The organism is Streptomyces sp. NPDC001922 (assembly GCF_042891165.1).
Taxonomy (GTDB): domain Bacteria; phylum Actinomycetota; class Actinomycetes; order Streptomycetales; family Streptomycetaceae; genus Streptomyces.
Genome location: NZ_JBIASV010000006.1, coordinates 16,711 through 30,362, shown reverse-complemented (window position 1 = coordinate 30,362; position 13,652 = coordinate 16,711). Strand labels below are relative to the sequence as shown.

The window sequence follows — 13,652 nt, the reverse complement described above, 5'->3', positions numbered from 1 at the left end:
CTTGACCCGGACTGCATGTATGTAGGGACACTGTCCTTTGACCTGCTCCTCGGCGACGTACGGTCGCTGAAGGAGAAACGCTCCGTCGTCCGCCCGATCGTCGCCGAACTGCACCGCAAGTACGCGGTGAGCGTGGCGGAGGTGGGCGAGCAGGACCTGTACCGCAGAGCCGAGATCGGTCTCGCGGTGGTCTCCGGGGACCCGGGGCATCTCACGGACGTACTGGACCGCTGCGAGCGCATGGTCGCCGCACGGCCCGAGGTGGAGCTGCTGTCCGTGCGGCGGCGGTTCCACGGCGACGACGCGTGACCGGCGTCCGCGCCGCGAGCATCAACATGAGGGAAGAGAAGAAGGAGACGGACCGGTGACCGACAACGCGCGGGCCCGCAAGCTGGCCGACCGCATCCAGGTCGTGGTCGCGGAGACCCTGGATCGGCGTATCAAGGATCCGCGGCTGGGGTTCGTGACGATCACGGACGCCCGGGTGACCGGCGACCTGCGGGAGGCGACGGTCTTCTACACGGTCTACGGCGACGACGAGGAGCGCGCCGCCTCGGCGGCCGCCCTGGAGAGCGCCAAGGGCATTCTGCGGTCCGAGGTGGGCCGGCAGACCGGGGTGCGCTTCACCCCGACCCTGGCGTTCGTGCCGGACGCCCTGCCGGACAACGCCCGCACCATCGACGACCTGCTCGACCGGGCGCGGGCGAAGGACGCCGAGGTCCGGGAGGCGTCCACCGGCGCGTCCTACGCCGGTGAGGCGGACCCGTACCGCAAGCCGGAAGAGGACGAAGCCGCCGAATGAAGCGCCGAAGCACGGGACCGGACGGCCTGGTCATCGTCGACAAGCCGGCCGGTTTCACCTCGCACGACGTCGTGGCCAAGATGCGCGGGATGGCCGGGACCCGGCGGGTCGGCCACGCCGGAACGCTCGATCCGATGGCGACGGGTGTGCTGGTCCTCGGCGTCGAGAAGGCGACCAAGCTGCTCGGCCACCTGGCGCTGACCGAGAAGGAGTACGTCGGGACCGTCCGCCTCGGGCAGACCACGGTCACCGACGACGCGGAGGGCGAGATCACGGCCTCCGCCGACGCCTCCGGGGTGTCCCGCGCGGACATCGACGCCGGGATCGCCCGGCTGACCGGCGCCATCATGCAGGTGCCGTCCAAGGTCAGCGCCATCAAGGTCGACGGCAAGCGGTCCTACTCCCGGGTCCGGGAGGGCGAGGAGTTCGAGCTCGCGGCCCGGCCGGTGACGGTGTCGTCGTTCGTGGTGTACGACGTGCGGGAGGAGACCGCGGAGGACGGGACCGCCGTCCTCGACCTGCTGGTCTCGGTCGTCTGCTCCTCCGGCACCTACATCCGGGCGCTCGCCCGCGACCTGGGGGCCGGGCTCGGCGTCGGCGGCCATCTGACCGCCCTGCGCCGGACCCGGGTCGGCCCGTACGGCCTGGACCGGGCACGGACGCTCGACGAGCACCAGGAGTCCCTCACGGTGCTGCCGATAGCGGAGGCCGCGGCGGCGGCCTTCCCGCGCTGGGACGTGGACGAGAAGCAGGCGCGCCTGCTGTCCAACGGCGTCCGGCTGGCCGCGCCGGGCCTGGACGCCTCCGGGCCGACCGCGGTCTTCGGGCCGGACGGGCGGCTCCTCGCCCTGGTGGAGGATGCGGCGGGCAAGGCCAAGAGCCTGGCCGTCTTCGGCTAGGTCCCGACCGGCGGGTCCGGTGCGGTAGGTCCCGTCCGGTAGATCCCGACCGGCACCCGGCGGCGTCCGCCCGGTGGGATACCGCGGGACAGGGCCTCGCCGGCCACCGCTCTCCGGCGGCGCTCGATGAACCGCGGCTCGACGAACCACGGCTCGGCGGGCACAGCGCTCGGCGCTGTGCCCGCCGACGTGCAGCGGAGGACGGCGAACCCCGAACGCGTTCCCCGCTCCACGCCCCTCCCCGGAGTGTCTGTCCACTCCGGTGGCCCTCGTCACCCCAATGGGCAGGCGCTCGGAGTGAAGAACCGGCGCGGAAGGGGGCGCGTTCGCTTCGCGAACGCTCTTGTTGATCACCAACCGCTACGGTCGGCGACCGGACTGTGGATCCGGGTCGGTGACATCAGGCTTCACCGCGGCGTGCCCGGGCCCGATCGGGAGGTTCGTCGGATGACGGTGCGCACGGCCGAGGTGGACGCTGCACTGATCCGGGTCTGCGACCTGGCCGGACGGCCCCGCGGCACCGGCTTCCTCGCCGACGACCGGGGCACCCTGCTCACCAGCCATGAAACCGTCGACGGCCTGGTGCGGCTGGTGCTGCACACGCCCGACGGGCAGGTCCGGCTGGCCGAGGCCGACGCCATCACCGCACTGCCCGAGACCGGCCTGGCGCTCGTCCGGACCGAGGGGCTGCCGGTGCCGCCACTGCCGGTCGCGGCCCGTACGGCGTTCTCCGGCGCACGGGTACGGCTCCGGGCCCGGGAGTGGACCGACGCCCGTGCCGACACCGTGACCAGCGGGGTGACCTACACGGCCACCGACCGCTTCCACCGCCTCGGCCAGGCCCTGGAACTGACCTTCGACGGCGCGGGCGCGGGTGGTCTCCGGCTCGGCGCCCGGGCCACCGGCGGCCCGGTGCTGGACGCCGCGACCGGCACCGTCGTGGCCGTTCTGGGAACCGCCCTGCACGCCGGGCACCGGGCGGCGGCGTTCGCCGTGCCGCTGCGCGCCGCGGCAGCGGCGGCACCGGACGGCCCGCTCGCCGCGCTGCTGGCGCGCAACGGGGCCACCGTGCCCGCGTACGGACGGGACCTCAACCTCGCGGCGGTGCTGGAGCTGACCGCCGCTTCCCACCCCGCGTCCCCGGCCGGTGACGGGGGCCGGCCCCCGGTGGAACGCCCGGAGCCGGCCGCGGAGTTCGCGGCGTTTCTCGGCTCGCCCCAGGCGCGGGTGCTGGCCCTCGTCGGCGGCCCGGGGGAGGGGCGCAGCACGGAGCTCGGGGCGCTCGCGGAGCGGCGTGCCCGGGGCGCGGCCCCGGCGCCCACGGTCCGGCTGCGCGGCGCGGACCTGCGCCCCCACGACGGCAGCGTCGCGGACGCGGTGCGGCGGGCGCTGCTCACGGCGGCCGGCGGCGGCACGCCGGACGCTGCCGGGGCGGGCATGGCCGGAGCGGGCCCCTTCGGGGCGGTCGTGCCGGACGCGGGTGCGCTGTGGGGCGCCCGGGGCGAGACCGTCGACCCGGACCGGGTCGCGGGCGTCGCGCGGGAGGCCGGGCGCCCGTTGCTGGTCGTCCTCGACGGGCCCGAGGAGATGCCGCCCCTGCCGGAACCCCGGCTGCGCGCCTGGTGCGAGGAGACCGCGGAATGGCTGCGCGCCACCGGGACCCGGCTGGTCGTGGCCTGCCGGCCGGAGTACTGGGAACACCTGTGGGCGCTCTTCCCCGAGCACGCGCTCCACCGGCCCGGTCCGCCCGACCGCGCCGCACAGCCCGTACCGGCGCCCCCCGGTCCGCCCGGCTGCGTACGGCTCGGAGACCTTCCCCCGGACGCGGCGCGGCTGGCGCGTGCGCGGTACGGCATCCCCGAGGGCGTGCTCGCGGAGCGGGACGCGGCGCATCCGCTGACGCTGCGGCTCTACGCGGAGGTGCGCGAGGCGTGGCGCGGCGAGGAGGCGGCCGGTGGCGCCGCCTCGGCGAACGGATCCTCCGGGACCGGCCCGGTCACCGGTGAGGACGACGGTGCGCCGGGGCGGGAAGCGCCGGCCGGTACCCGGCTGACCCGGGCGGACGTCTTCGCCGCCCATCTCGACCTGATGTGTCTGCGCATCGCCGCCCGGCTCGCCGGCGTCGAGGACCCGCCGCTGCGCGGAGCGGCCGTGCGCCGCCTGGCGGCGCGGGTGGCCGGACAGGTGCACGACGCGGCGCGGCGCTGCCTCGGGCCGGGGCAGGGGGAGCTGGACGCGGCGGCGTTCGAAGAGGTCTTCCCTTCCCGGACCGGCTGGGCCGCCGCGGTGCTCGGCGCGGGGCTCCTGGTCCCGGCGGGGGCCGGATACCGCTTCGCCCACGAGGAGTTCGCGGACTGGCTGCAGGCCCACCATCTGGACCTGGACCCGGCCCTGCACGCCCTGGTGCACCGCTGGTGCGACGCACCCGGCCTCGGAGGGGACGCCGCCGGGGCGGGAGAGGAGCCCGGACGGGCGGACGGCGACGGGCCCTGCGGGGGCACGGAGCCGGAGCCCCGGACGCGTGGCCGGCGGCGCTTCGGCCGGCGGCCGCGGCGGACGACGTCGGCGGAGGAGCACACCCGCCCCCGTGACCTGGGCGAACCGGGCCGGCCGGGTGAGCACGGCGGAGCCGCCGCCCACGGGGCGTACCGGGACGAGGGCCTGCGCGGGGACGAGGGGGACGAGGGCCTGCGCGGGGACGAGGGCCTGTACGGGGACGAGTGTCCGCACCCGGGCCGCGGTGCGTACGGGGACGGGCCTCCGCAGCCGCGCCGTGGTCCGTACGGGGAGGGCGGCGGTGCCGGGGAAGCCGACGGGCACCGGGAGACCGGGTACGCGAAGCTGCTGGGGAACGGCACCTTCCGGAAGGAGTCGGTGCACGGGGCGGAACCGCGGCGTCCGGCTGTCCCGCTGCCCGTGCCGCGCCACCGGATCGGCCCCGTCGTCCAGGCGCTGCTCCTCCTCGAACAGCAGTCGGGACCGGCCCGACTGGACGCCCGCCTCCGGGAGTTGGCCGCGGCGTTGCAGGCCCTGGCGACCGTGCCCGGGCCCTGGGCGCAGCGGACCCCGGCCTCGGCGGACGCCGTGAGCCCGGAGCCGGTGGAGGGGCGGGGGCCCGGGGAGCGGCCGGGCGCCGCGCAGCCGACCGGCCCGGGGACGCCCGGCCCGGGACCCGGCCCAGGGGCAGCCGGCTCATCGACGCTCGGCTCGCGGGGGCTCGGCCCGGGCTCGCCCGGCTCGGGAGGGCGCGTGGGCCACCAGCGTCCGCCGTGGGACGCCGAGGCTCCCGGCGGTCCCGGTCCGGTGCCGCTCCCCGGCACCGTTCCGTCCGGGCTGCTCCCCGGCCAGCAGTCGGGCGAGGCACGCGGCCCCCGCCCCGGGCGGCAGGGCACCGTTCCGCCGGGCCCGCAGGCCGGCGACCGGGGCTTCGGGACATCAGCCGCGGCCGAGCAGTGGATTCCGGCACAGGCCCCTGCCTCCGAGCCCGTCCGGCGAGGCCGAGCGGCCGGCGCCCCGGGGGTGACCGTCGGCGTTCCGCAGGCCGTAGGTGCCGCGGGGCGGCGCCCGCGGTCCGTCCCGGGCGCGGACCACGCCTTCTGGTGGGCCTGCCGACTGCTGGCAGAGACGGTGCGGCGGCTCCCCGACGCCCGGCCGTACCGGGCTCTGCTGCACTCCCTCGCCGAGCACATCGCCCATCGTTCGCTCCTGGCCGGCGGTTTCGGCGGCACCGGGCTCGACGCGTTCGGCCCGTCCTTCTGGGCCTCCCTCGCGCTCGACACGGAGACCCGGCTCGGCCTGCTGCGGCCGCTGCTCCCCGCCGACGCGCCGGCGGGCGGCCCGGGGCCCCGTCAGGCGCGGTTCCTGGACGTCGTGAGCGCGCAGCTGCGCGACGACCCGGCGGGGGCGCAGCCCGTGCTGTGCCGCTGGTTCGACGACGACCGCCCACTGCGGACGGCGCCCGGCACCGGAGCCGGCGCTCCGGAGGCCGGGACCGCCCCCCGCCCCACCGTCGCCACGGCCGCGCAGGCGCTGCTCCACACGCACCGGCGGCGGGAGACCGACGGGCTCACCGACGCGCTGGTCGCGGCCGGGCACCCGCGCGCCGAGGAGTTGCTCGCCGCGCTCGCCGAGGACGAGCCGTCCGCGGTCTGCCGCGCGGTGCACCGCTGGGCACGGGCCGGCCGGGCCGAGTGGCACGCGGCCGCCGCGGCGTTCGGCCCGGCCGCGGCCCGGCACACGGACCGGGACGCCGACCGCGCCCTGCTGCGGCACGCCGCGCTCGCCCTGCTCATCCGCCCGGACGCCGCCCTCCACCACGGTGCGGCCCTCGCGCTGCTGGTCGGGGACCCCGAGACCCGGTCGCGCCACCTTCCGCAGGCCCTGGCGCGGTTCGTCACCGGCGATCCGCAGCTGCCGCCGAGCGCATTGGCACCCGCGCTCGCCACCCACCCCGAGCCGGTGCTCGACGCCTTCCGTGCGCGGCTGAACGAGCCGGGAGAGACCGCGGCCGAGGTGCTGCTCGCCCTGGCGGACCCGACCGGGCCGGCCCTCCACCGGCGCGCGGCCGCCCTGGTGCGCGCCTACGTGGCGGCCCGGCCGGAAGGGGCGCGGCACGCGGCCGCCTTCCTGGCGCGCCTGACCGAGCACGGCCCCGCGGCCCGGGAGGTGCTCCTGTCCCTGCTCACCGACCTGTTGGCGGAGCAGCCCCCACAGGTGCGCAGCGCGCTGGTGCCCGCGCTGGCCGCCCCCGGGAGCCGGACCGCGGAGCCCCTGCGCCGGGAACTGCTGGACGCGCTGCTGGAGCACGAGGGGAACACGGCGCGGGACCCGGACTGCGCCGTACTCGTCGCTCTGCTGGCGGCGTTGGCGGACGGTGCGGAGCTGCGGGCCGAGGAGGCGACCCGCGAACTGGTGCGCCGGACCGGGCTGCTGATGGCACGGACGCCGGAGGGCGCCGCCGCCTTCGACCGGCGGTTGGTCGAGCTGACCCGGCAGCGGGCGGGCTTCGGCCGGCGGGTACGGGAGTGGCTGGTGGGAGCCCCCGGGGAGTGGACGGCCGTGGTGGGTCCCGCGGCCCGCCGCCTGCTCAAGACGGCAGCGGAGCCGACGGCGGACGCGGACCCGGCGGACCGCATGGTTCCAGCCGTGCCCGGAGCCCCGCCGTCCGATGCCGATGCAGGCCCCAGGCACCCGGCATGGCAGTCTTAGACCTGCGTAACGGTAGGCATCACGTACACAGGTTCGGGCGAGGAGCGGTCACAGTGCAGCGCTGGCGTGGCTTGGAGGACATCCCCGAGGGCTGGGGACGCAGCGTCGTCACCATCGGTTCCTATGACGGTGTGCACCGCGGACACCAGCTGATCATCGGGCGTGCCGTCGCCCGCGCGCGTGAGCTGGGCGTCCCGTCGGTGGTCGTCACCTTCGATCCGCACCCCAGCGAGGTCGTGCGCCCCGGCAGCCACCCGCCGCTGCTCGCCCCGCACCACCGGCGGGCCGAGCTGATGGCCGAACTGGGCGTGGACGCCGTGCTCATCCTGCCGTTCACCCAGGAGTTCTCGAAGCTCTCGCCGGCCGACTTCGTGGTGAAGGTCCTGGTCGACAAGTTGCACGCCCGGGCCGTCGTCGAGGGCCCCAACTTCCGCTTCGGCCACAAGGCGGCGGGCAATGTCGCGCTGCTGACCGAGCTCGGCGGCACCTACGACTACGAGGTCGAGGTGGTCGACCTCTACGTGCGCGGGGAGGCGGGCGGCGGGGAGCCGTTCTCCTCGACCCTGACGCGCCGGCTGGTCGCCGAGGGCGACATGACCGGGGCCATGGAGATCCTCGGGCGTCCGCACCGCGTCGAGGGCGTCGTGGTGCGCGGCGCGCAGCGCGGCCGGGAACTCGGCTACCCGACGGCCAACGTGGAGACGCTGCCGCACACCGCGATCCCGGCCGACGGCGTCTACGCGGGATGGCTGGAGGTCGCCGGCGAGGCGATGCCCGCCGCGATCTCGGTCGGCACGAACCCGCAGTTCGACGGCACCGAGCGGACCGTCGAGGCGTACGCGATCGACCGGGTCGGCCTGGATCTGTACGGGCTGCACGTGGCCGTGGACTTCCTCGCCTACCTGCGCGGGCAGGAGAAGTTCGCCTCCATCGAGGCGCTGCTGGACGGCATCGCCGACGACGTCAAGCGCTCGCGGGAGCTGGTCGCCGCCCACGAGGCGGCGCGCGCCGCACGCTGAGCGGCCGAGGCCGCTCGCCGCACGCTGAGCGGCCGAGGCCGCTTGCTGCTGTCCGGAAGGGCGACGAACGACAACGGGAGGGCCCGAGCGCATCCGCTCGGGCCCTCCCGTTTCCTGTCATCCGGCGCCGCCCCATGTCCCGCCAGGGGCGGCGCCGCTGCTCCTACTGCTGCTGCGGCGGGGCCGGCGGCGGGAAGCCGTATCCGGTGCCGGGCTGCGGGGGCTGTGTGCCCTCCGGAGCCGGCTGTTCGGGCTGCGGCGGGTGTCCCGGCTGCGCGGGCTGTCCGCCCGGCGCCGGGTAGGGCTGTCCGCCGGGCTGCTGCGGTGCGGCCGGCGGCGGGAAGCCGTACCCGGAACCGGGCTGCGGCGGCTGTCCGGGCTGTCCCGGCGGCGGGAAGCCGTACCCGGTCCCCGCGGCCTGCGGGGGCTGTCCCGGCTGGGGCTGCTGCGGCCACCCGGGAGGCGCCTGGCCCGGCGCGGGCTGCCCGGGCGCCGCGGCGCCGGGCTGCCCCGGGGGCATGGGCCACCCCGGCTGCCCCGGCTGACCGGGCTGCGGCACCTGGCCGGGGAAGGGCTGCTGACCGGGCTGCTGCGGCGGGGCCGGGTGGCCCGGCTGCGCCGGGGTGCCGGGCTGGGCCGCCTGCACCGGACCGCCCGGGTACGGCTGACCGGGCGGGCCGGGCGCCGCGGCCTGCTGCGCCGGCGGCTGCTGCGGGCCTCGCTGACCGGCCGGGTCCGCAGGCAGCGGGTGCCCCGTCTGCGGGTCGACCGGGGGCTGTGCGGGCTGCTGCCCGTAGGGATACGGCTGGGCCGCCTGCGGGGGCTGCGGATATCCCTGCGGGGCCGGCGGCGCGTACCCCTGCCCGCCCTGCTGCGGGTGGCCCTGCTGCGGGGGTGCGTACTGCTGCTGGTTCGGCATCGGCGGGGCCAGGTGCGGCGGCGGGTTGCCGTCCGCGGTCCACAGCCCCTGCTGCTGCTGGGCGCGGATGAAGTCCTCGGCGACCATCGCGGACAGATTGAAGTACGCCTCACGGGTCTTCGGCCGCATCATGTCGAGGTCGACCTCCGCACCCGCCGCCAGATGCTCGTCGAACGGCACCACGATCACCCCGCGGCAGCGCGTCCGGAAGTGCGACACGATGTCGTCGACCTTGATCATCTTGCCGGTCTCGCGCACCCCGGAGATGACGGTGAGGCTGCGCTGCACCAAGTCGGCGTAGCCGTGCGCCGAGAGCCAGTCCAGGGTGGTGCTCGCACTGCTCGCACCGTCCACGGACGGTGTCGAGATGATGATCAACTGGTCGGCGAGGTCGAGTACTCCGCGCATCGCGCTGTAGAGCAGGCCGGTGCCCGAGTCGGTGAGGATGACCGGGTACTGCTTGCCGAGCACGTCGATCGCGCGGCGGTAGTCCTCGTCGTTGAACGTCGTGGAGACCGCGGGGTCCACGTCGTTGGCGATGATCTCCAGACCGGAGGGCGCCTGCGAGGTGAACCGGCGGATGTCCATGTAGCTGTTCAGGTACGGGATCGCCTGCACCAGGTCGCGGATGGTCGCACCGGTCTCGCGGCGCACCCGGCGGCCGAGCGTGCCGGCGTCCGGGTTGGCGTCGATCGCCAGGATCTTGTCCTGACGCTCCGTCGCCAGCGTGGCGCCCAGCGCGGTGGTCGTCGTGGTCTTGCCGACGCCGCCCTTGAGGCTGATCACCGCGATCCGGTAGCAGGAGAGCACCGGCGTCCGGATCAGCTCCAGCTTGCGCTGACGCTCGGCCTCGGCCGCCTTGCCGCCGATCTTGAATCGCGAGGAGGGGCCGGTGTTCTTGCTCTTGGGCTTCTGCTTGGTGTTGCGCAGCAGCCGGTCCGACGACAGCTCCACCGCGGCGGTGTAGCCGAGCGGCGCGCCCTGGCCGGAGCTCTGGTCCGGGCTGGGCCAGCCGCCGGTCCGGGGGTCCGCGGGGGCCGCCTGCGGCTCCTGCGGGGGCTGCCCGCCCTGCCCCGGGTACGGCTGCTGGGGTGCCTGCCCGCCCTGCGCCGGGTACGGCTGCGGTGCGCCCTCGGCGTTCGGCGGGGTCACGGGCGCACCCTGGCCCGCGGCCGGGGGATACCCGTAACCGGACTGCGGGAACGACGGCGCGGGCGGCTGCGGCGCGGCCGGCGGCATGGCCGGACCCGCGTCGCCGGGCCCCTCCGCCTGCGGACCGGGGGCCGCCTGCGGGCCAGGAGCGACCGGCCCGGGGGCGACGGGCGGCAGCGGCTGCCCCGGTTGGGGCTGCCCGGCCTGCGGACCCTGCCCGGGCTGAGGCTGCTGCCCCGGCTGAGGCTGCTGTCCGGTCTGGGGCGAGGGGTACGGCTGCGGCGGCTCGGTCCGCTGCTCGGGCACCTGGGGAGCCGGGGCGCCCGCCTGGCCGGTGCCGACGGGCGGCACGGTGCCGGCCGGGCCGTCGGTCAGCGGGGCGTGCGGAACCGGGCCCTGGGGAGCAGCGCCGTCGGCGGCCGGGCCCGGAGCGTCGGGCCCCGGAGCGGGTGCCTGGGGCGGCACGGTCGGGCCACCGGGGCGGGGGTAGCCGTAGCCACCCTGCTGGGGCACCGCACCGGCGGGACCTGCGCCCTGGCCGGCGCCCGGACCGCTGCCGGGAGGCGTCCACGCCGTGTCCGGCTGCGGATAGCCGTAACCGGCGCCGCCTGCCGGAAGACCACCGGCCTGCGGACCGGCGGCCTGAGGGCCGGGCGCCTGGGGACCGAAGGCCTGGGGACCGGTCGCCGGGCCACCGTTCGTGTCCGGCGCGGGCGCGGCTGCGTCCGCGCCGGCGTCGGTCGTGTCCGTACCGGTCGCCGGGCCGGGAGTGGGCGGCACCGGCGGCACCGGGGGCTTCCCGTCGGTGGGCGCGGCGGGGGTGGGAGCAGCATGCGGGGCCGACGGCTGGTCGTCCCCGGCGGCGGGCCGGAAGGACGGCGGCAGCGGCGGCAGTTGGTCCTGCGGCACCGGCGGCGGGGTCCACGCCGTCGGCGCGGGGGTCTGCTCGGGCGCCGGAGGCTGCGGCGGCGTGGACTGCTCCGGGACCGGCGGAGGGGTCCAGGGAGTGGTCTGCTCGGGCACCGGCGGCGGCGACCAGCGCGTCGCCTGCTCCGGCACCGGCGGCGGGGTCCACGCCGTCGGCTTCTCGGGGACGGGGGGCGGCGTCCAGGCCGGAGCGGCATCGGTGGGCTCCGCGGGACGGGAGCCCGCGTCCTCCTGCTGTGCCTTCGCCTTCTGGGCTTCGACTTCTTCGGCGTGGCGACGGAGCGCGGCCGCCGAGATGCGCATCGTGGACCCGCTCTCCAGGTCACCGCCGTCGAAGGCCGCGCGGTCCGAGGCCGCCCCGTTCGAGGCTGACCCGCCCGAGGCCGAAGCGTCCGAGGCCGAAGCGTCCGAGGCCGAAGCGTCCGAGGCCGAAGTGTCCGAGGCCGGGACGCCGGAGGTCGGGCCGTCCGGCGCCGCGCCGCCGGAACCGGAGGCGTCACCGTCACCGGCGGCACCGCCGTCGGCAGCGTGGTCGTCCCGCGCCGAGGTGTCCGCAGCGTCGGACGTGCCGGGGGCGTCGGAGAGGTGCTCCTCGCCGACCGGTTCGGCAGCGGAGTCCGCGTCCGTCTCCGCGTCCGTCTCCGCGTCCGCCTCCTCGGCTGTCTCCTCCGGCGCGGCGAGCGGCACGCCGAGGGCCGGCGGAACATCGCCGTCCGACCCGTCCGTGCTCTCCGTGCCGTCGGTGCGGGAGCCACCTTCCGCCGGACCAGCGGCGGTGTCGTCCGTGGAGTCGTCCGCGCCCTCGGCGTCATCGAAGCCGCCGGAAGACTCGGAAGCGCCGGAAGAATCGGCATCGGCGGCATCGGTCCCCGGAGCCGGCTCCGCGTCGTCGCCCTGCTTCGCGAGCAGCGCTCCGGGCTCCTCCGAGGCCGCCGTTGCCACGGATTCCGCTTCCGGCTCGGACAGCGCCGGCCCGGCCGACGGCACCGACACCTCGGAGCCCTCGCCGCGGTCCTCCGCCGAAGAGGCGCCTCCGTCCTGACGGTCGCGCGCCGCACGGCCCTCGTCCGGGTTCTCGTCCCGGCCGGCGTCCTCGGCCGCGGAGGCGGCGGGAGCGGTGAAGGTGGGCAGTACCGGAGGCGGCACGGCGCCTGCCCCGGCACTCGCACCCGTCGCGGCCCCGGCTCCCGCGGACGCCTCTCCGCCGGCCTGCGGCGTGGCGGGCTGCTCCGTGACGGGAGCCGCCTCGGAGCGCGGAGCAGGGAAGTTCGGGACCGGGAACTGCGGAGCGGGGAACTGCGGGGCCGGCGGAGGCGGCGTCTGTGCGTCCCGCGGCGCGGGCGGTGCCGCGTCGGCCGGCGGGGTCTGTGCAGCCGGCGGGGTCTGTGCCGGCGGTGCGCCAGGCGTCTGCGAGGCCGGCGGCGTCGGCGGCGTCCACGTCGTCCGGAAGCCGCTGCTCGCCGGTATCCCGGGAATCGCAGCCGGGTCGCTCGACGACGACGGGGTGGCGGGTGTGGAAGCGGAGGATCCGGTGCCGGCGGACTGCCCGCCGTCGTCCTCTCCGGATTCCGTTTCCGCCCGACTCGCACCGCTCCCCGACGAGGAGTTCTGCGTGTACCAGGCAGGCGGGGTGTAGTCGATGGTGAACTCGCCCGTGTTCTCAGGCTCCGCGTCGGACCGATCCTCGCCGGGGGTCCCTCCGCCCGCGCGGATCTCGTCCCGATCGCTGCTCACAATGCCTCCTGGTGTGGTCTTTCAACCCTGTTCGCCTGTTCGCCTGTTCGCTGGAACGCGGCAGGGGGGGCGGCCGTATCGATCTGTCCGGCCGCTTGACCTTTCCCCCGTTGTGACGCGGCTGCCCTGTCGTGAGGTTCTGCCACCGCGCCCGGACCCAAGCCTAATCACCACGAGCGCCGATCGGGCAGGGCCGTCCCACCGCGGGGCGCTGTCCCGTACGTCACGTCGTGCACCGAACGGCCGGTGTGCCGCGACGGAGGAGCAACTCGCATGGACAAATCCCTTCATGTCCACGAGGTGCGGCTGGTCATGGGTCCGTCCCACCTCCGACTGCCTCGGCATGCGCCCGGTTTGCCCCCGTCGTCGAAGTCCCGTCCGCGTCTCGTCGCAGTCCCGGCGGCGCGTCGCTGCGCCGCGCACATCGTGCCCGCGCGCCCGTCCGCTCGCCGTCCCCCGTTCGCCTCCTGTTCGTTCCCCCGCGTCGCCCGCACTACGCGGCCGAGGTCCCCCGTCCGGACCCGCGTTCGTCCCCTGCGCGTTCCGCCGTGGCGTCCGCGGCACAGAGGGAACCCGATCCCCCTGTAACGCGTCTTGTTTCTACCGGCATAGTAAGGAGACGGTCCGACATCCACGGCCGGGGGCAGTCCTCGCCGTGCGGTCGGGCGACGGGGGTAACGGGGCGTATGGCATCACGGCAGCACGCGTGCGGCGCGTGCGCGTACCCGAGCGCCGTCGCGAGGGCGTACCCGCGACGGCCGGGATCCGTTCCACACTGCGTCGTCACGGGCGGAGTTCCGCCCTGACGGTGCGCCGCCCCGGGAGCACGGCCGACGCCGGATCCACGCGAGCCCCGACTCCCGTACACCGTGTCCGCACACCGCCCGGAACGTTCCCGCAGCCGCAGCCGCAGCCGCAGCCGCAGCCGCAGCCGCAGCCGCAGCCGCAGCCGCAGCCGCAGCCGCAGCCGCAGCCGCAGCCGCAGCCGCAGC

The 13,652-nt window shown here is 76.6% G+C and carries 6 protein-coding genes and 1 pseudogene; 5 read left to right on the top strand and 2 right to left on the bottom strand.

What is annotated here, in order from left to right; all coding sequences use genetic code 11:
• Positions 1-15 precede the first annotated feature (15 nt).
• The 5 genes from ACFYYR_RS12040 to ACFYYR_RS12020 all read left to right on the top strand — a co-directional run bounded on the left by ACFYYR_RS12040 (position 16) and on the right by ACFYYR_RS12020 (position 7,928).
• Positions 16-309, top strand: coding sequence for a DUF503 domain-containing protein (locus tag ACFYYR_RS12040; protein ID WP_388850424.1), 294 nt, complete (start codon positions 16-18; stop codon positions 307-309).
• Between the two features lie 55 nt (positions 310-364).
• Entirely contained in the window at positions 365-802 is a 438-nt protein-coding gene (gene rbfA, locus ACFYYR_RS12035; RefSeq protein ID WP_388850421.1) for a 30S ribosome-binding factor RbfA, read from the top strand.
• Complete coding sequence (gene truB, locus ACFYYR_RS12030; RefSeq protein WP_388850418.1) at positions 799-1,701, top strand: tRNA pseudouridine(55) synthase TruB; 903 nt, start codon at positions 799-801, stop codon at positions 1,699-1,701. Before rbfA ends, truB begins: the two co-directional genes overlap by 4 nt.
• Positions 1,702-2,148: 447 nt before the next feature.
• Positions 2,149-6,909 (top strand): trypsin-like peptidase domain-containing protein, encoded by a 4,761-nt coding sequence (locus ACFYYR_RS12025; RefSeq protein WP_388850415.1) that lies wholly within the window; start codon positions 2,149-2,151, stop codon positions 6,907-6,909.
• Positions 6,910-6,962: 53 nt separating this feature from the next.
• Positions 6,963-7,928, top strand: coding sequence for a bifunctional riboflavin kinase/FAD synthetase (locus ACFYYR_RS12020; protein WP_388850412.1), 966 nt, complete (start codon positions 6,963-6,965; stop codon positions 7,926-7,928).
• 163 nt (positions 7,929-8,091) lie between these two features.
• On the opposite strand, the gene ACFYYR_RS12015 is transcribed toward ACFYYR_RS12020, so the two are convergent.
• Complete coding sequence (locus ACFYYR_RS12015) at positions 8,092-12,072, bottom strand: AAA family ATPase (RefSeq protein WP_388851333.1); 3,981 nt, start codon at positions 12,070-12,072, stop codon at positions 8,092-8,094.
• 465 nt (positions 12,073-12,537) lie between these two features.
• Positions 12,538-12,660, bottom strand: a pseudogene (locus ACFYYR_RS12010) (SCO5717 family growth-regulating ATPase); the annotation flags it as partial.
• Between the last annotated feature and the right edge of the window lie 992 nt (positions 12,661-13,652).

Coding starts and splice junctions, on each gene's coding strand:
- truB (WP_388850418.1), top strand. CDS start 799: ATGAAGCGCCGAAGCACGGGACCGGACGGCCTGGTCATCGTCGACAAG.
- ACFYYR_RS12025 (WP_388850415.1), top strand. CDS start 2,149: ATGACGGTGCGCACGGCCGAGGTGGACGCTGCACTGATCCGGGTCTGC.
- ACFYYR_RS12040 (WP_388850424.1), top strand. CDS start 16: ATGTATGTAGGGACACTGTCCTTTGACCTGCTCCTCGGCGACGTACGG.